The sequence below is a fragment of the Lactobacillus sp. B4005 genome (genome assembly GCF_026536045.1).
Classification (GTDB): domain Bacteria; phylum Bacillota; class Bacilli; order Lactobacillales; family Lactobacillaceae; genus Lactobacillus; species Lactobacillus panisapium.
Window position 1 is genome coordinate 58,032 of record NZ_JAFNOZ010000005.1, and the last position, 18,401, is coordinate 76,432.

Annotated in this window: 14 protein-coding genes; 9 read left to right on the top strand and 5 right to left on the bottom strand. The window is 37.6% G+C overall.

What is annotated here, in order from left to right:
- Nucleotides 1-50: 50 nt before the first annotated feature.
- From J3U73_RS09010 to J3U73_RS09025, 4 genes are all read right to left on the bottom strand, one after another.
- The gene (locus tag J3U73_RS09010; protein WP_267410230.1) at nucleotides 51-854 is read right to left on the bottom strand and encodes an ABC transporter ATP-binding protein; all 804 of its coding nucleotides are present in this window, start codon (nucleotides 852-854) and stop codon (nucleotides 51-53) included.
- Nucleotides 832-1,749: an ABC transporter permease gene (locus J3U73_RS09015; RefSeq protein ID WP_267392476.1), complete on the bottom strand. Its 918-nt coding sequence runs from the start codon at nucleotides 1,747-1,749 to the stop codon at nucleotides 832-834. Before J3U73_RS09015 ends, J3U73_RS09010 begins: the two co-directional genes overlap by 23 nt.
- A gap of 29 nt (nucleotides 1,750-1,778) precedes the next feature.
- On the bottom strand, nucleotides 1,779-2,750 hold the full coding sequence (locus J3U73_RS09020) for an ABC transporter substrate-binding protein (RefSeq protein ID WP_267410231.1): 972 nt from the start codon (nucleotides 2,748-2,750) through the stop codon (nucleotides 1,779-1,781).
- Nucleotides 2,751-3,147: 397 nt separating this feature from the next.
- Nucleotides 3,148-4,119: an ABC transporter substrate-binding protein gene (locus tag J3U73_RS09025; protein WP_220232730.1), complete on the bottom strand. Its 972-nt coding sequence runs from the start codon at nucleotides 4,117-4,119 to the stop codon at nucleotides 3,148-3,150.
- Nucleotides 4,120-4,693: 574 nt separating this feature from the next.
- Between J3U73_RS09025 and J3U73_RS09030 the strand changes: the two genes are divergently transcribed.
- The 7 genes from J3U73_RS09030 (at nucleotide 4,694) to rpoN (ending at nucleotide 11,976) form a co-directional block, all read left to right on the top strand.
- Nucleotides 4,694-7,252: a sigma 54-interacting transcriptional regulator gene (locus J3U73_RS09030; RefSeq protein WP_267410232.1), complete on the top strand. Its 2,559-nt coding sequence runs from the start codon at nucleotides 4,694-4,696 to the stop codon at nucleotides 7,250-7,252.
- Between the two features lie 125 nt (nucleotides 7,253-7,377).
- On the top strand, nucleotides 7,378-7,791 hold the full coding sequence (locus J3U73_RS09035; RefSeq protein ID WP_220269136.1) for a PTS sugar transporter subunit IIA: 414 nt from the start codon (nucleotides 7,378-7,380) through the stop codon (nucleotides 7,789-7,791).
- A gap of 12 nt (nucleotides 7,792-7,803) precedes the next feature.
- Nucleotides 7,804-8,295, top strand: a complete 492-nt coding sequence (locus tag J3U73_RS09040; protein WP_220269137.1) for a PTS system mannose/fructose/N-acetylgalactosamine-transporter subunit IIB — start codon at nucleotides 7,804-7,806, stop codon at nucleotides 8,293-8,295.
- Between the two features lie 23 nt (nucleotides 8,296-8,318).
- Nucleotides 8,319-9,161, top strand: coding sequence for a PTS mannose/fructose/sorbose/N-acetylgalactosamine transporter subunit IIC (locus tag J3U73_RS09045; protein WP_220269138.1), 843 nt, complete (start codon nucleotides 8,319-8,321; stop codon nucleotides 9,159-9,161).
- Complete coding sequence (locus tag J3U73_RS09050) at nucleotides 9,158-9,985, top strand: PTS system mannose/fructose/sorbose family transporter subunit IID (RefSeq protein ID WP_103752903.1); 828 nt, start codon at nucleotides 9,158-9,160, stop codon at nucleotides 9,983-9,985. Before J3U73_RS09045 ends, J3U73_RS09050 begins: the two co-directional genes overlap by 4 nt.
- 1 nt (nucleotide 9,986) lies before the next feature.
- The gene (locus J3U73_RS09055) at nucleotides 9,987-10,691 is read left to right on the top strand and encodes an MgtC/SapB family protein (protein ID WP_220269139.1); all 705 of its coding nucleotides are present in this window, start codon (nucleotides 9,987-9,989) and stop codon (nucleotides 10,689-10,691) included.
- A 22-nt stretch (nucleotides 10,692-10,713) separates the two neighbouring features.
- A complete protein-coding gene (gene rpoN, locus J3U73_RS09060; protein ID WP_267410234.1) occupies nucleotides 10,714-11,976 on the top strand; it encodes an RNA polymerase factor sigma-54 in 1,263 nt (420 codons plus the stop codon).
- A 59-nt stretch (nucleotides 11,977-12,035) separates the two neighbouring features.
- Here the strand turns inward: rpoN and J3U73_RS09065 are convergent, their stop codons facing one another.
- Nucleotides 12,036-12,977, bottom strand: a complete 942-nt coding sequence (locus tag J3U73_RS09065; RefSeq protein WP_220269141.1) for an aldo/keto reductase — start codon at nucleotides 12,975-12,977, stop codon at nucleotides 12,036-12,038.
- 203 nt (nucleotides 12,978-13,180) lie between these two features.
- Between J3U73_RS09065 and J3U73_RS09070 the strand changes: the two genes are divergently transcribed.
- Both J3U73_RS09070 and cas9 read left to right on the top strand, forming a co-directional pair.
- Nucleotides 13,181-14,089 carry a lactate/malate family dehydrogenase gene (locus J3U73_RS09070; RefSeq protein ID WP_267410235.1) on the top strand — a complete coding sequence of 303 codons (909 nt, stop codon included), beginning with the start codon at nucleotides 13,181-13,183 and terminating at the stop codon, nucleotides 14,087-14,089.
- A gap of 123 nt (nucleotides 14,090-14,212) precedes the next feature.
- Nucleotides 14,213-18,385, top strand: coding sequence for a type II CRISPR RNA-guided endonuclease Cas9 (cas9, locus tag J3U73_RS09075; RefSeq protein ID WP_267410237.1), 4,173 nt, complete (start codon nucleotides 14,213-14,215; stop codon nucleotides 18,383-18,385).
- Nucleotides 18,386-18,401: the final 16 nt, after the last annotated feature.

Below are 18,401 nucleotides of genomic sequence, written 5' to 3' on the forward strand. Positions count from 1 at the left end.
CAAAAATAACAATCTGAACTTTGTTCAGATTGCTTTTTTTTAGTTAGTATTTAGGCTAATAACATCGCATCATCGCCAACTTCACTACCAACTTGTTTTTGGAACAGTTCCATTAATTTGGGTACGGTTAGGTTTTGCTTTTCTTCACCAGCCAAGTTGACAGCAACACGTCCCTGGTGAAGCATGATGAGACGATTACCATAATGAATCGCGTCCTCCATGTTATGGGTTACCATGAATGCCGTTAAGTGCTGCTCACTAATTAATTTTTGCGTGAGTTCCATCACCGTAATGGAAGTTTTAGGATCAAGAGCCGCGGTATGCTCATCTAATAAAATTAAGTCAGGTCGCTGCAAGGTTGCCATAAGCAGGGTAATTGCCTGCCTTTGACCACCAGAAAGCAGACCAATTTCAGTTTCCAACCGGTTTTCCAAGTTTAAATTCAGCTGGGCTAATTGTTCTTTAAAAAACTTGCGGTCCTGTTTTTTAACTCCTGGTAAAAAACCACGGTGTTGGCCCCGTTTCATTGCTAAGGCCAAGTTTTCTTCAACCGTCAGTCTGACTGCTGTTCCCATCTTAGGATCCTGAAAGACCCGGCTAATATTTTTGGCCCGTTTGGTTACAGGTAATTTGGTAATGTCATTGCCGTTCAGGATAATTTGTCCTTCTTGGATCGGGATCGTGCCAGCAATACTATTTAATAAGGTAGATTTTCCGGCACCGTTACTTCCAATAATTGTTACAAAGTCACCAGCTTTTAAGCTGAGATCGATCCCTTGTAGTACGCGGTTTTCGTTAACGGTCCCACGTTCAAAAGTTTGGTGTAAGTTTTTAATCTTTAGTACTTCCGGCATTCTTGTTTCCTCCTTTTAGATTACGCGGTAGGTGAAAGTTAGGCAGGGTTAGACAAACAACTAAGACCAAAGCCGAAGCTAATTTAGCATCCGATGGTTCGACATTCATCTGGAAAACTAGTGCTAAAATCAACCGGTAAATAATTGCACCGAGAACTAAAGTCAGCAAACGACCCCAGATTGGTAAATTCCGTACAATGACTTCAGCAATAATAATTGAGGCTAAACCGATAACTAGGGTTCCGACCCCGGAGTTTAAATCTGCGAAGCCGTTATTCTGGGCGAGCAGTGCTCCTGAAAGGGCAATACAAGCATTAGAAATCATGTAGCCTAGAATTTTCATTCCTTGAGTTTTAATTCCATTGGCAGCACTCATTTCCGGATTATCACCAGTCGCACGCATCGCTAAGCCGATTTCTGTGCGGAAGAATACTACCAGTAAGCCAATAACGACTAAAGCAATAATTAGCCCCATCACGATAACAGCATTATTCCTCGTTAAGCCCCAGTTTTGGGCAATAGTAAAAATGGTCTCTTTACCTAATAGTGAAACATTAGCTGCATTTTGCATTACCCGAGAGGTAATGGAGTATAGGCCAGTCATTGTGATAATTCCAGCCAGTAATGATGGAATGCGTAATTTAGTATTTAAAAATCCTGTTACCAGGCCAGCAATCATGCCGCCTCCAAAAGCTGCTAGTGTTGCTAAAATCGGATTAACTCCTTTAACAAGGCACATTGTGGCAATTGCACCACCTAAGGGGAAGCTTCCTTCAGCAGTCATATCAGCCAAATCTAAAATACGAAAAGTTAAGTAAACCCCAATGGCCATTAGTGACCAGAGTAATCCTTGTGAAGTTGCAGAAAGAAATAATTCCCAAAAAGTATTTAACATTGTTTTGCGTTCACGCTGCCTTTCTAAACTTATTTTGGTGCCTTAATGGTTTTAGGATCAATTCCTAAAGCCTTGGCCATCTTGTGGTTAACAACCAGTTTTAATTCATTTGCTTTTTCAACTGGCATGTTTGCTGGCTTAGCTTTACCCGCTAAAATTTTAGCTGCCATTTTACCAGTTTGTTCACCGAGTGCTTCGTAGTCAATTCCGATTGAGGCTAAACCACCGGTTTTTACTTGATCAGTTGAACCTGCTACTAGCGGAATCTTCTTTTCCTTAACAACTTTACCAATAATCGAGGAAGCTGAGGCAAATGTATTATCAGTTGGAACGTAAATTCCCTGAACCTTGCCCGCCAAAGTTTCTGTTACCTGCTGAACATCATTTGTAGTGTTGGCCGTCTTAACTAACACTTTCACACCGGCTTTTTTGAGTGCTTTAATTGCTAAATCTGCCTGGATTTTGGAATTGGCCTCGCCGGCATTATACATGACGCCAATTGTTTTAGCCTTGGGCACAATTGATAATAACAGCTTAATTTGTTTATCAATTGATACCATATCAGTGGTTCCAGTAACATTTCTGCCGGGTTTTGCGTCTGAATTAACGAGCTTAGCTGCTTTTAAGTCGGTTACTGCAGTTACGACAGTTGGAATATCCTGTGTGGCATTAGCAACGCTTTGGGCAGCCGGTGTAGCAATTCCCAGAATTAAATCAGATTTTTCGTTAACCAGTTTTTCGCTCATACTCTTTAAATTATCTTGACTGTTTTGCGCGTTTTGGTAATCAATTTTAAGATTTTTACCCTCAACATAACCTTCTTCTTTTAAGCCTTTTTTAAAACCTTCGTAGGCTTTATCAAGGGAGGGATGCTGCACAACTTGCAGCACACCAACATGTTTGATAGTTTGGCCGCTATCACTCTTTTTGTTATTACTACAGCCGCCAAGTAATAATAATCCTGCTAAACCAAGTCCCGTAATTAATTTTCTAATATGCATCTATTAAAAATCCTCCATAAAAAATACCCACTTACTTCTAAGTGGGTATACAAACATTGTTTTGTAAATTAATCGTTGCGATTAGCCACTTAGAGTTATGTGGCTAACCGTAATCAAATCGCTCTAGCCATCATAGATAAATCCAAACTTGCGTTTCATTTGAACTCATCTTGATGAATTCAAATGCTATCTAAAGTAGCTAAAGTAATAACGGTTATTCAGTTGTGATTTTTGATTTATATTCATGATCAAAAGTACCTCCAACCTTGATGAAAAAATTATAAATTATTAAGATTTTAAAGTCAAGAAAAACCTGGCTGATAAAAAAGCTATGTGTGAGTAAGCTCAATAATAACCCTGTTAGAAAGGGCATTTGAGCTCGGCTAATTATTTAATCTTAATTTTTGGGAGCCTTGATTGATTTTGGATCAATTCCCAGGGCCTTGGCCATTTTTTTATTAACCACTAAACGCATATCGTGGGCCTTTTCAACCGGCATATCAGCGGGTTTTGCTTTGCCAGCCAAAATCTTAGCAGCCATTTTACCGGTTTGTTCGCCAAGGGCTTCATAATCGATGCCAATTGATGCTAGGCCACCCGTCTTAACCTGATCAGTTGAACCCGCAACTAGTGGTACTTTTTTCTCTTTGACCACCTTGCCGACAACTGAGGCTGCCGAGTCAAAAGTGTTATCGGTAGGAACGAAAATTCCTTGCACTTTAGAGGCTAAGGTTTCAGTTACCTGTTGAACATCATTAGTTGTATTAGCTGTTTTAATCAGCACCTTTACTCCGGCCTTTTTCAGAACTGCAGTTGCCATGTCCGCCTGAATTTTAGAATTGGCTTCACCGGCATTGTACATAATCCCGATTGTTTTTGCTTTAGGCACAATTGATAACAGTAGGTCAATTTGGCGTTTGATTGAAACCATGTCGGTAGTACCGGTAACGTTTCTACCAGGCTTAGCATTGGAATTTACCAATTTGGCTGCCTTTAGGTCGGTTACGGCAGTGACAACTACCGGAATATCTTGCGTAGCGTTAGCCACACTTTGTGCGGCGGGTGTAGCGATTCCTAAAATCAAATCAGATTTTTCCTTAACTAGCTTATCGCTCATGCTCTTTAAATTATCCTGACTGTTTTGAGCATTTTGGTAATCAATTTTGAGGTTCTTACCCTCAACATAACCTTCCTCTTTCAGCCCCTTTTTAAAACCTTTGTAGGCTTTATCAAGCGAAGGGTGCTGAACTACTTGTAATACGCCAACATGTTTAACAGCTTTGTTATCGTCAGCTTTTTTACTGCTGCATCCTCCCAATAAAAGTAATCCTGCCAGACTGATTCCTGTCATTAATTTACGTAAATGCATTTTTTTCCTCCAATAAAAAAATACCCACTCATTTCTAAGTGGGTAACACAAGATTGCCTTGGGATTAATCATTCATTGTTAATGCAAGATTAGCCACTTAGAAAGTCGTGTGGCTAATCATACTTAAAAAGCTATAGCCATCACTGATAAATTCAAACCTTGATGTTTGAACTCACCGTGATGAATCCAAACCTTTACCTGTAATAGCTATAGTAATAACGGTTATTCTGCTGTAATTGATGATTTCTAGTCTTAATCATTGAAATTACCTCCAACCTTTGATGAGAAAATTATAAAATATTAAAAAATACAAGTCAAGACTAAATTTTTAGTTTCTACTCGGTATTAATTGGGGGTAAAAACTACCTAATTGTTAACAGTAGTTATTTTTTAAATTAATACGTACCAAAGAATAAAAAGGGGCAACTTTCCTTACGTAATAGGACGACAGCCGATTTACAATGCTTGCTAAAAATTTAATTTTTGCAAAACTTAGAACTAGAACTATTTTTATATAGAAAGCACTGTTATAATTCGGTATAATTAAGAAAAAATTAGTCTAAGGAGAATTGTGATGAGTAGCGCTAAACAACGAGTTTTAAATCAAATTGAAAAATTATCCGGTAACGAAACAATTAATACTAGCGATTTAGCGCAGCATTTACAGTTGTCCAGATCAGTTGTTAGCCATTATCTTAATCAGCTTGTGAAAGAGAAGAAAGTAAACAAAATAGCTGATAGGCCTGTTAAGTGGCAAAAAATTGCTGCTAGGCAAACTAATTCTGATTTTTTTGGTGGAATTATTGGCGGACACGGCTCACTTGAGAAAACAATCCAGCAATTATCAGCTGCTGCAGCCTACCCTCCTGATGGGTTGAACGTTTTAATCACTGGGAATTCAGGTGTTGGTAAAAGCTATTTAGCTAGCAAATTGTATACTTACGCCCAAAAAAGTGGCGTAATTGCACAAAAAGCTCCATATATTGTCTTAAATTGTGCCAACTATGCCAATAATCCAGAACTAATTTCTAGTATGCTATTTGGCTATGTTCGCGGCGCCTTTACCGGTGCGGATACCGAAAAAGATGGTCTGCTAAAGCAGGCCGATGGTGGTTACTTATTTTTGGATGAAGTCCATCGATTAAGCAATGAAAATCAGGAAAAACTGTTTAGTTTTATTGATTCGCACCAATTTTATAAAATGGGTGATAATATTCACCCGATAAAAGCAAAAGTGCGCATCATAATGGCGACTACGGAAAATCCTGAGCAAGTCTTATTGCCTACTTTTTTACGGCGAATTCCGGTTAGGGTCAATCTGCCAGATTATATTGAGCGGCCAGTGGATGAGCGGTTGGAATTGATTAACTCATTATTTCATGCCGAAGCCCATAAAATTGCTAAAAAAATAATTGTTGATAAGCAAGTTACTTCTGCTCTGGTACAGCTCAAGCATCCGGGTAATATTGGTTACTTGAAAAATGTTATTGAAGTTTCTTGTGCCGCTGCTTACCAAGACAGCAGCAGTGAAGAGAAAATCGTCCTGCACTTAAAGGATTTACAAATTGACCAGTTATCCCGTTTTAAGGACTATGGCGCAATTAGTGTCGAGCCGTGTGGTCAGTACTTTTTACCTTCTAACTCTAGGATGACGCGCAAATTAACTAACATTATTTCTTCGTTAAAGGAATTGCTGACTGACTATTCGACAGTTAATTTAAATAAGTGCCGACTACAGATTCAAGCAATTAACCAGTTTGTTAATAAGCAGTCGTTAAATTCGGGCTTACATGTTCAACATGAATATTTATTTCAAAAAATAATTGAAAAGCAGTATGGCTTAGCGAAAACAGCGTACCTGGAGCCGATTATTTATGCGTTATATGAACATCATTTCCGCTTAAGTTATGATCTACCCCGTTTAGGTGAAGTGATTGCCGAGCATTTACCTCGCTCGCTCCATGTAGCTGAAAAATTTTATGAAGAATTGCCAGTTTTAAATCCCAAAAGTAAAATTAGCCTAACTTATCTGTTTGCAATTTTACTTAGTGATCATGTTGATGAAAAAATCCAGCTGCGTGGACTGATGGTTGCTCACGGAGAAAATACGGCAACCAGTATTCAGGCAGTAATTAATTCGCTTTGCGGTAATTATGTGTTTGATGCAATTGATATGCCGATTGATGCTAATATTGCAACGATTGCCGGTGAGGCTAATAAGTTAATTGCCAGCTTTAACACTACTAACGGCTTTATTTTAATGGTGGATATGGGGTCATTGAGCCAGCTCTATTCTCAGATTAGTTCTCAACTAGATGGCGATTTATTGGTAGTCAATAACCTGACGACTCTGACGGCACTGGATTTAGGCTTAAAAATGAAACAGAATTTACCGTTTAAGCAAATAGCTGAAAAAGCCGAGCAGGACTACCAGATTGGGGTTAAGTACTATGAAGGGTTCTCGCAGTCGGTTAATATTTTGGTTTCCTGTATTTCAGGGCTGGGAATAGCTGAAAAAATCAGTGACCTTTTGCGAAAATATTTACCGGTCAATATCAAAGTAATTCCGCTGGGCTATAACGATTTAAAGGAAAAAATCGAAAAGCAAAAGTGGGCGTACTTTAAGCAGACCCTATTTGTTTTAACGACGATCGACATTACAGAAAAAGTTGAATTTAACCATATGAATCTTTATGATATTTTGGATTCAAGTGGTGAAAACAAGCTGAAACATTGGCTATCGCCATATTTAAATCAACGGGAGCTTGACCAATTCAATAATGAGCTGTTGCGCTTCTTTTCTAAAGAGGGAATCGCTGAGCGGTTGAGCTTTTTAAATCCAGACGTAGTTTTGGGTGAAGTTGAGACGATTAATAAAAAGTACGAGGATTTTTATAATCTTAAGTTGGATGGCAAGGTCAAATTAAATCTTTATATGCATATTGCTTTGATGATTGAGCGGTTGATGGTTCGTAATACCGGTAAGATCGAAGTTGAACCGGAATCTGCAAAAGAGAAGGCCTTTTTTGAAATAACTAAAAGTATTTTTCAACCAATCGAATTAAAATATAATATTAAAATTTCTACCTATGAAATATCGCTATTGTATGAATTGTTTAAACAGTTTATCTAAAAGTGTTTAATATTGTCTAAAAGAAGTGTTTAAAACTAAAACACTTCTTTTTTATTGCCCGAAATAGCAGCCTTTCAAAGTCTTGGCACGGTTGTTGCTAATAAGAAAGTAAAGGAGGTGACAAAATGACCGATATACTAATTGCTAGTCACGGGCATTTTGCAAGCGGACTTAAAAACTCAATTGATATTTTGACTGGTATGGGTGACAAAATTAAAACCATTGATGCATATGTTGATGATACTGATTATACCGATCAAATTACAGCTTTTATAAGAACTGCTAAACGGCCTGCGGTAATTTTTACCGATTTAAAAGGTGGAAGTGTAAACCAAAAGGTGATTTTAAAGGTCGCTAGCGAAAAAGATATTTATGTTATTACCCAAACCAATTTGGCCATTGTAATGGCGGTCTTACTTGATAGTGAGAAATTATCTAAAAAGCACTTACAAGAATTAATTAACCAAAGTCAAGTAGAGCTTTTTGAATTTGAAGATACTGAAAATGATCAAGAACAAGAAACAGATTTTTTTGAATAAGGAGGAAAAATAATGATTGCACAGCTAAGAGTGGATGATCGATTAATTCACGGCCAAGTTGCACTAGTTTGGACGAAAGAATTAAATACACCAGGTATTGTTGTTGCTAATGACAATGCTGCTAATAATCAAATGGTACAAATGACTTTAAAAATGGCAACACCAACTGGCAAAAAACTATTAATCAGATCGGTTGATGATGCGATTAAAGTTTTTAATAATCCCAAGGGTGCAAATATGAGAATCTTTGCTCTAACAAATAATGTTAAAGACGCACTAAAAATTGCTCAAAATGTTAATGATATTGAGGGTATTAATGTGGCTAATGTTGGCCGATTTGCTGATGATGCAAAGGATTCAGTTCAAATATCTTCAACTTTGATGCTTTCTAAGGATGAATTAGAAGCGCTAAAAGAGTTAGCAAAGATAGACATTCCTGTATTTAATCAAGTTGTTCCAAGCAATGCAAAAACACCAATTAAAACTTTATTGAAAGATAAATAATAATACTTTGAAGGAGGATAATTATGTTACAAACTGCCTTTTTGGCTTCACTTTGCGTGTTTGTCTGCCTTGGCGGTAATTGGCTTTGGGGCCAAACTATGATTGAGCGACCTTTGGTCGTTGGTACAATTGCCGGAATAATAATGGGCGATATGAGGACAGGCATTTTAATCGGGGCATCATTAGAAGCTATTTTCATGGGAGCAGTTGATATTGGCGGTGCCTTGTCTGCGGAACCTGTTACAGCTACGGTATTAGCTACTACATTTGCGATTACTTTAGGCGTAAATACTAAAGCAGCTCTCGCATTAGCTGTCCCAATCGGTGTCTTTGCTGCATTTATTTTAATGTTTATGAAAAATGTAGTTATGAACATTTTTGCGCCAATGGTTGATAAAGTTGCTAGTGATGATAATGCTAAAGGATTAACCCATCTTCATTTTGGTATGTGGTTTTTAAATTATTTTGTATTTTCATTGGTAACATTCTTTGCCGTTTTGGCTGGAGCACGTCCAGTACAACACTTAGTAGCCCAAATTCCTGCTAATTTAATGGCTGGTCTGGCTGCAACTGGTGGACTTTTACCAGCAGTAGGATTTGCAATTTTGATGAGAATGCTTTGGAGTAAGCAATTGTCTCCATATTATTTCTTGGGATTTATTTTGGCTGCTTATATGAACTTGCCTTCTGTAGCTGTAGCTGCAATTGGAATTATTATCGTAGCTTTACAATGGATTAGAGATAAGCAAGTTATGGAGCTTGAGAATAAACAAAAGACGATGGCTGCTAATAATCAAAACACCCAAGTAGAAAGTAACGTTTCAGCCTCGACAGAAGAGCAAGAAGAGGAGGACTTTTTCTCATGAAATTAACTAAAAATGTTTCACCTACAGATAAAAAAATAATTAACCGTATTTTTTGGCGGTCTTTTACGGTGTTTGCGAGTCGAGTAGGAGCAACTAAAGCTCATGCACCTGGTTTTATGTATTCTATTATGCCAGCTCTTGATGAATATTATAAAAATGATAAAGAAGGCCATCGTAAAGCTATGATGCGTCATACCACTTGGTATAACATTACACAAAATGTCGGCACGTTTGTTATGGGACTTGTAGCTTCAATGGAAAAGAAAACTGCTCAAGATCCTAATTTTGATCCCGAAACAACGGTTGCTATTAAGACTTCATTGATGGGACCTTTGTCTGGAATTGGAGATTCAATCTTTTGGGGTGTTTTAAGAGTAATTGCTGCCGGAGTTGGTATTAGTTTAGCTAGTCAAGGATCAATCTTAGGGCCACTATTATTTCTAATTATTTATAATGTACCATCAATTTTAGCTAGGTACTATTTAACTTATATGGGATTTACCTTGGGTGATACTTTTATTCAAGATATGTACGAAAGTGGAAGTATGAAGCTTCTCAATAAAGCTGCTTCTACTTTAGGCTTAATGATGATCGGGTGTATGACAGCTACGATGGTCCAATTTAAATCAAAATTAAGTATTCCAATCACTGGTGGTAAGCCAATTCTAATTCAAACTTATCTTGATCAATTATGGAAAGGATTAGTTCCGTTATTAGTTACTTTAGGATGCTATTGGTTACTATCTAAAAAGGTTAATGTTAATTGGATATTACTTGGTGTTTTAATTTTAGCAATTGTTTTAGGTTTAGTAGGAGTGGTTTAACTTGAATATAGCCGTAACACTACCAGAAATTATTGTCAGATTGGTCTTATCAGTCGTAGTTGCTAGTGTTATTGGCTTTGATCGAGAGCATAAAAACAGACCGGCAGGAATTAAAACACATGTTTTAGTTTGTGTCGGTGCTTGTATTATCGCTTTAATTCAAAAGAAAATTGGCTATGATGCATTACAAATTGCTTTAACAGAGCCAAAGTTTGCAGGGGTTGTACGTGCTGATGAAGCTAGATTAATTGCACAAGTAGTTTCAGGAATTGGCTTTTTAGGTGCGGGAACCATTTTAGTTCAGCATCGAACAATTATGGGTTTAACAACGGCTGCTAGTTTATGGGCAGTTGCAGGTTTAGGATTAGCTTTAGGTATGGGAGATTACGCAATAGGTGTTGCAGGTGCTGTAACAGTCATTTTGGTATTAGTTTTCTCGAAACGGTTAATTAATATCCATCCAATGAAAAAATTAGAGATTAAATACAAGCATAAAGTTGAAACCAAAGAATTTATCAATGATTATTTTAGAAAACATGATATTACTGTAATCAATGTGAACTTTAAAGTAACGCAAACTTTGAATAATACCACATATGTTAATATATATGATATAGAAACACCACGTTCTCTCGATTATGCCAATGTAATTGAAGACCTTTCAATGAATAAAAATGTAATGGAAATTCAGTTAGTAAGTATTTGACTTAAAAAAGGAGAAAAAGCCGATGACACGATTGCAAAAAATGGTCTTAAAACCGAAAGAGCAGTTAGTTACGCGGCTTTTTTTGTCGCCCAAGCTCAAGCAAAACCTAACTGTTTTATCCTATAGTACTTATGACTTAGTCACTGCAATGAAAGACTTAAGCGAAAGTGATCCCTTTGTTTCTTTAGGTAAATCACAAGAAGAAAGTCATAATTTAGAATGGCTTAAGGATAGTGAAAGTGAAAGCTTACTTGATCATTTGTTAGCACAGGTACGTTTAAGCGACTGGAACAATAAAGTTAAAAAGGCAGTTAAGCTCTTAATCTATCATCTAGCTGATGACGGCTATTTACGAACCGACTTGGCTGAAATTGCGCAGGGAGCTGAATTTTCAATTGATGAATTGCAAAAGGCTAAGGAATTTTTGCAGACACTTGACCCGTGCGGAATTGGAGCTAAAGACTTAAATGAGTGTTTATTAATCCAGGCAAAACAAAAAAAGGATTTTGACCAAGTTGCGTTACAGATCTTATTAGCTGATGACTTAGAAATGCTGGCAGATCCGCAAAAGTGGGGAATTACGCAATTCTCTGAAAAGCAATTAGAAAGGGCTTTAACTTCTATTCAAACATTGGATCCTGCTCCAGCAAGTGAGTATACAACTGATACTAACACACAATACCTACTACCGGATTTGATTTTTAAAGTAGAAAATCAGCGACTGACCATTGAAACTTTTCAAGCTCAAATTCCAGAGCTATTGTTTGATGAGCAGACCTTTCAGGAATTGAAAGGCCAAGCAAAAGAGCGGCAATATTTTACTGAACAAAAACAGAGATATCTTGAGTTAAAGAACGCAATTGAGCAACGACAACAGACCATTTTGCGGCTTGGTAAATACGTGGGAGAGTATCAACATGATTTTTTAATCACTTTGCAAAGAGAAAAGTTGAAACCATTGGGTCTTAAGGAAACCGCAAAGGCGTTGGATCTTGCTCCAAGTACGATTAGTAGGGCAATTAAAGACAAATATATCCAGTGTCAAAATAAGATTTTTAGTTTGAAAATGTTATTTCCGCGCCAAGTGGCACAGGATTTATCCCAAGAACGAATTGAATATGATTTACAAGAATTGGTAAAAGCGGAAAACAGTCTTGAACCCTTAAGTGACCAGCAACTAGTTGCCATTTTTGCAAAACATGGAGTAGAGCTGAGTCGGCGGGTAATTGCAAAATACCGGAAAAAATTGGGCATACCTAATAGTTATCACCGTAAAAGATGCTAATAATTTCACCCAAATAAAAAGCTTAGTGCTGTAGCACTAAGCTTTTTTGTTAATAATTTTTAAGGTAAGTCATTACCGGCTGCTAAGTAGATATCGTACCATTCTTGTGCGGTTAGTCGAATATCTGCTCCCTTGGCACTGTCAACGATATGTGCTGGCGTCATTGTCCCAATAATTACTTGGTCAATTGCAGGATGACGCAAAATCCATGCCGCCGCGATGGCATTCTTGGAAACACCTTTTAGATCCGCAATTTTTTGTAAAGCATCATTAACTTCAGGGAATTTAGGATTACCAATGAAGTTGCCCTCAATTTGACCATATTGGAATGGTGACCAGGCCTGCACCGTCATGTGGCGCAAACGTGAGTAATCAAGGATGCCGCGATCATGATCAATGCTGCGTGCGTCGGTCATGTTGGTATGAATATTAAAATCAATTGGACCAGTATGCATGACACTTACTTGCAATTGGTTAATTAATAGTTTTTGACTTAAACCGGACTGCAATAACTCAACTTGCATTGGGTTAAAGTTGGAGACACCAAAGTGCCGTACCTTGCCTTCCTGTTGCAGTTGATCGAATGCAGCAGCAATTTCTGCTGGATCCATTAAAGCATCAGGTCTGTGGAGTAGTAAGCTATCCAAGTAATCAATTTTCATTCTTGAAAGAATACCGTCAACGGCAGCAATGATGTGCTTTTTAGAAAAATCGTACCGCGTAGTTTTATAATCAAGGGCTTCGTTTTCATAAATACCCGTCTTAGATTGAATATAGAAGTCATCGCGTTTAAGTGAAGACTTTGCCAAAGCTTCACCAAAAATTTCCTCGGACTTGCCGTGCCCATAAATATCAGAAGAGTCGATATAGTTGATACCGCAGTCATGTGCCGTTTCAAGGGCTGTTACTGCATCAGCTGCTTTTAATTGATTCATCCGCATAATGCCGAAAGCAATTGCAGAAGCTGTGAAGTTGGTATTGCCAATTTTAATTTGTCTCATATAATACCTCCTGCTTTTTAGTATAAGACAAACTGGCGGGAAAGTGCGCGTTACAGTGAAATTTAATTTTTGCTGAAAATATCTCCTAAAAATACTAATATTTTTTTAAAGTTAAATTTATTTTAGGATAAAAACGTAATATAATAAAAGATACAATTTTTATTTATGAGAAAGACTTAAAGTCTAATTAGGAGGGAAAAGTTATGAGTAATAAGATTGGGATCATCGGTGACGGCCATGTTGGGAGTACTGTGGCACAACAGTTAATTATTTCGGGATTAGTTGATGATTTGATTTTAATTGATGAAAATAAGGCAAAAGTAACCGCTGATGAACTAGATTTTCAAGATGCCATGGCTAACTTAAAGCACCACGTTAATATTGTCATCAATGATTACTCCGCCTTAAAAGATGCGGATATTATAATTAGTGCTTTTGGTAATATTGCGTTAGAAGCTGGCGGCGAGCGGTTTGCTGAATTGAAATTTAATAAAGAAAGAATTGGTGCGATTGCTTCCGCAATTAAGGCGAGCGGCTTTAACGGTATTCTAGTTGCAATCACTAATCCAGTTGATGCGATTACTAGCATGTACCAAGAATTGACGGGCTTACCGAAAAAGCACGTCATTGGTACTGGTACCTTGCTCGACACTGCACGGATGAAACGAGCAGTGGGCTCCCGCTTGCACGTTGATCCCCGCTCAGTTGAAGGCTTTAATCTGGGGGAACACGGTAATTCACAATTTACGGCTTGGTCGACAGTTAAGGTCTTGGAAAAACCAATTACGGAGCTGGCTAAAGAACAATCGTGGAAATTGGAAGACTTAAATGATGAAATTAAATTTGGTGGTCAAACTGTCTACAAGGGCAAGCAATATACTAACTATGGTATTTCAGCGGCTGTAACTCGTTTGGTTGAAACAATTGAAAGTGACGCCCACACTGAGATGCCAGTTTCTAATTACCAGGAAAAGTACGGCACTTATTTATCATATCCAGCAATCGTTGGTCGCGATGGAATAATTCAACAAGTTGAATTATCATTAACTGAGGAAGAAGAAAAGCTGTTGGAGGCTTCTGCCGCAACAATTAAGGAAAAATCACAAAATTAAGTAGCATTCTTGGGAAATGGTGACTATATAGTTGCCATTTTTTGTTTGAATTTAAAAATAAGGTGCATATGAAAATTAGTTGCGGTATTCTTATAGTAATGAAAGTGATTACAGGAGACTCATATGAATAAAATTAAGGATGACTATATTTTAGGACTCGATATCGGGACCAATTCCTGTGGCTGGGCGGTCACGGATAAGAAAAATACTCTTTTGAAGTTACGCGGTAAGACGGCAATGGGCTCACATTTATTTGAAGAAGGACATTCTGCAGCCGACCGGCGCGGCTTTCGGACTACACGTCGTCGCCTAAAAAGACGTAAATGGCGACTAGGTCTGTTAGAAGAAATCTTCGCGGAGCCAATGGCTAAAGTTGATCCGGGCTTTTTTGTCCGTTTGCATCAATCTTGGGTATCGCCATTAGATAAAAAACATCAGAAGTACGAGGCCATTGTTTTTCCGACTGCCAAAGAAGATGCTGCCTTTTACAAGGATTACCCGACAATTTATCATCTGCGGCAGGCCTTAATGACAGAGGACAAAAAGTTCGATTTGCGTGAAATCTTTTTGACGATGCATCATATTGTTAAGTATCGGGGCAACTTTTTACAAGATACGTCAGTTAACGATTTTAATGCTTCTAAAATTGAAGTAGAGCCGGTAATTAAGGAACTCAATAATTGTTTTAGTGATTTGGTAACTGAAAAAGATGATCAAATAGAACTACAAGTAACCAATGCTGCAGAAATTGAAGCAGTTATTAAGGGGGAAGATGCTGCTAGAACTATCTATAAAGCTGATAAAGTTAAGAAAATTGCCGCTTTGTTAACTAACGCTACCGACAAAGTTACTAAAAATGTGGCCAAGCAGATTGCTAATGCCATCATGGGTTATAAGACGCAATTTGAAACGATTTTAGATAAAGAAATTGATAAAAGCGACAAAGCTGCTTGGGAACTTAAATTAACCGATGCAGATGCGGATGATAAACTTGAAGCTTTACTTCCAGAACTAGAAGAGCCAGAACAAACAATTATTGCTGAGATTAGAAAATTATTCAGTGCAATTACCCTTAGCAATATTGTTGATGAAGGCAAGACTTTGTCTGAGTCAATGGTAAATAAATATAATAAACATGCGCAAGATTATCAATTGCTCAAGAAAGCAATTGATAATCAAGCGGATAAGAAAAAAGCCAAGATGTTGGGCCTAGCTTACGATTTATACGTTAATAACCGGCATGGTGAATTGCTTGAAGCTAAAAAAGAATTAAAGGTTAAGGGCGTTTTAGCTAAAGATGATTTTTATAAAATAATTCAAAAAAATGTCGATGACTCAGATGCAGCTAAACAAATTCTACATGAAATTGAGCTTGATAATTTCATGCCAAAGCAGCGCACAAATAGTAACGGTGTCATTCCATTTCAGCTGCACCAAATTGAACTTGACCGAATTATTGCTAAACAAAGCAAATATTATCCATTCTTGGCAGAGAAAAATCCGGTGGAGCAGCACCTAAAGCAGGCCCCGTATAAGCTTGATGAGTTAGTTAGATTTAGAGTACCGTATTATGTCGGTCCAATGATTACAGCGAATAAGCAGGAGCAAACTTCAGGTAAGAGCTTTGCCTGGATGGTGCGTAAAAAAGAAGGTAAGATTACGCCTTGGAATTTTGAAGAAAAGGTTGATCGAGAAAAATCTGCCAATAAATTTATTAAACGTATGACACTTAAAGATACTTACCTTCTTGGTGAAGATGTTATACCGGCGAATAGTTTACTCTATCAGAAGTTTACTGTTTTGAATGAGCTGAATAATATCAAAATTAATGGTAAGCGTCTCAGTCCAACCAAGAAACAGAAAGCTTACGAGGAACTTTTTGAAAAGAATAAAACAGTTACAGCTAAGAAATTCGCTACCTGGGTGCAAACTAACTATGGCTCGAATGATATTAAAGGATTAGCCGATCCGACTAAGTTTAATTCTAGCTTGTCTAGTTATTACCATCTCAAAAACTTAAAGGTCTTTGATAAAGAACTTGATGATGCTAATTATGAAAAGGACTTTGAAAAAATAATCGAGTGGTCCACTATTTTTGAAGATAAGAAAATTTATCAAGAAAAATTGCGTGAAATTAATTGGTTAACAAATGACCAATTTAAGGCGCTTGCTAACTGGCGTTTGCAAGGCTGGGGCAGATTATCTCGCAAATTGCTAGTAGACTTGCATGATCAAAACGGCCAGAATATCATGGCTCAGTTATGGGATAGTCAAAAAAACTTTATGCAGATTGTTACGGAGCCGGACTTTAAAGATGCGATTGAGCAAGAAAATCAGGTTATCGTTAAGAAAACAGGTGTTGAAGATATTTTGGCTGATGCGTATACTTCGCCAGCCAATAAGAAAGCCATTAGGCAGGTAGTTAAGGTTGTCAACGATGTTGTTAAGGCTGCCGGTGGCAAAGCGCCTGCGCAGTTTGCTATTGAATTTACTCGTAGCCCCGAAAGTAATCCAAAATTGTCTCAGGTAAGAGGAAGTAAATTGCTAAAAGCATACCAAGATACTGCAAAAGAGTTGGTCGATAAGGATTTAACCAATAGTCTTAAGAATGCGATTACTAGTAGAAAACTTGCACAAGATAAATATTTCCTTTATTTCATTCAGGGTGGTCGGGATGCTTATACTGGTGAAAGGATCAATATTGATGACATTGAGTCAAGGTATGATATTGACCATATTTTGCCACAGAGTTTTATTAAAGATGATTCTTTTGACAATCGTGTTTTGACTTCTAAAAAATTCAACGCACAAAAATCAGACGATGTACCACTTAAGCGGTTCGGCGGTAACTGGGTACCAGAGTTAAAAATGACTATTAAAGATATGTGGTCTATGTGGCAAAAAACGGGACTCATCAATAATCGCAAAAAGAACAACTTGCTGCTTGATCCAGCTAATTTGAATAAGTACCAAAAATCAGGTTTTATTAATCGGCAATTGGTTGAAACCAGTCAAATTGTCAAACTAGTGTCGGTCATCTTGCAAAATATTTATCCTAAATCTGAAATTATTACGGTTCGCGCGGGTGATAACTCGGCTCTGCGTAAGAGGCTTAATCTTTATAAGAGCCGAGAAGTAAATGACTATCATCATGCGCTTGATGCGTATCTCTCCATTATCTGCGGTAATTTTCTTTATCAGGTCTATCCGAAACTTCGACCATACTTTGTTTACGGTCAATTTAAAAAATTTAGCAAAGATAAAAAGTTGCAGGAAGATACTGTCAATAATACTAAAGAATTCACGTTCTTGTGGCCACTACTACAAAAGGATAATGATCAAAGAAAAGCACCCGAAGAAATCAAAGAAGATAAGGGCGACCGCGTAGTTTTCCTCAAGCACCCTGATATCTTTGATAAATTACGCCGGGCATATAACTTCAAATATCTTTTGGTCTCGCGTGAAACGACTTCGCAGGATCAGGAGATGTTTAAAATGTCTGTGTTTCCACGTACCGAACGTGATACTGCTAAGTCGCGTAGCCTAATTCCTAAAGGAAAAGACCTGGATCCTGAAATCTATGGAGGCTATACAGGAAACGCTAATGCATATATGGCAATAGTAAGAATCCGTAAGGCTAAAGATTCAACGTATAAAGTTGTCGGCGTGCCGATGCGTGCTTTGGCTAAATTAAAAAAGGCGCAAAAGCAAGGCAAATATGACGAAACCTTGAAGCAAGTTTTAACCCCACTAGTTATGTTTGACAAGAAGGGAAAGACGAAGCAGGGGATAAAAGACTTTGACATCGCTGCTGGTCACATTTTGTATAAACAGGTAGTCCTTGATGGCAACAAAAAATTTATGTTAAGTTCGCCTTATTATATGACCAATGCCAAGCAGTTAACTTTATCTTGGGAAACAATGAGGATTGTGACCGACAACTTCGCCAAAGGTGAAGATCAAGACCAGCTACTGATTAAGGCTTATGATGAGATACTTGCTAATGTTGATCGCTTCCTTCCTTTGTTTGATACAAACAAGTTTAGACAAGGTTTACATGATGGCAGAGAGAAGTTTATTAGCTTTAAGCCAGCAAAGAAAAAGGAAATAATCAACCGAATTCTTAATGGTTTGCATGACAATATGGTGTTTAGTGATCTTAAAGAGTTGGGAATTAAAACTTTGTTTGGTTTACTAACATCAACTTCTGGCATAACCCTTACGCCAGATGCAGTGCTGGTTTTCCAATCACCAACGGGTTTATTTGAAAAAAGAATCAAAATTTCTAAATTATAAAAGCCAAAAAGGGAGC

What these genes read in the sequence shown, in the direction of transcription:
- J3U73_RS09010 (WP_267410230.1), bottom strand. Translation starts at nt 854, where the DNA reads ATGCCGGAAGTACTAAAGATTAAAAACTTACACCAAACTTTTGAACGT.
- J3U73_RS09015 (WP_267392476.1), bottom strand. Translation starts at nt 1,749, where the DNA reads ATGTTAAATACTTTTTGGGAATTATTTCTTTCTGCAACTTCACAAGGA.
- J3U73_RS09020 (WP_267410231.1), bottom strand. Translation starts at nt 2,750, where the DNA reads ATGCATATTAGAAAATTAATTACGGGACTTGGTTTAGCAGGATTATTA.
- J3U73_RS09025 (WP_220232730.1), bottom strand. Translation starts at nt 4,119, where the DNA reads ATGCATTTACGTAAATTAATGACAGGAATCAGTCTGGCAGGATTACTT.
- J3U73_RS09030 (WP_267410232.1), top strand. Translation starts at nt 4,694, where the DNA reads ATGAGTAGCGCTAAACAACGAGTTTTAAATCAAATTGAAAAATTATCC.
- J3U73_RS09035 (WP_220269136.1), top strand. Translation starts at nt 7,378, where the DNA reads ATGACCGATATACTAATTGCTAGTCACGGGCATTTTGCAAGCGGACTT.
- J3U73_RS09040 (WP_220269137.1), top strand. Translation starts at nt 7,804, where the DNA reads ATGATTGCACAGCTAAGAGTGGATGATCGATTAATTCACGGCCAAGTT.
- J3U73_RS09045 (WP_220269138.1), top strand. Translation starts at nt 8,319, where the DNA reads ATGTTACAAACTGCCTTTTTGGCTTCACTTTGCGTGTTTGTCTGCCTT.
- J3U73_RS09050 (WP_103752903.1), top strand. Translation starts at nt 9,158, where the DNA reads ATGAAATTAACTAAAAATGTTTCACCTACAGATAAAAAAATAATTAAC.
- rpoN (WP_267410234.1), top strand. Translation starts at nt 10,714, where the DNA reads ATGACACGATTGCAAAAAATGGTCTTAAAACCGAAAGAGCAGTTAGTT.
- J3U73_RS09065 (WP_220269141.1), bottom strand. Translation starts at nt 12,977, where the DNA reads ATGAGACAAATTAAAATTGGCAATACCAACTTCACAGCTTCTGCAATT.
- J3U73_RS09070 (WP_267410235.1), top strand. Translation starts at nt 13,181, where the DNA reads ATGAGTAATAAGATTGGGATCATCGGTGACGGCCATGTTGGGAGTACT.
- cas9 (WP_267410237.1), top strand. Translation starts at nt 14,213, where the DNA reads ATGAATAAAATTAAGGATGACTATATTTTAGGACTCGATATCGGGACC.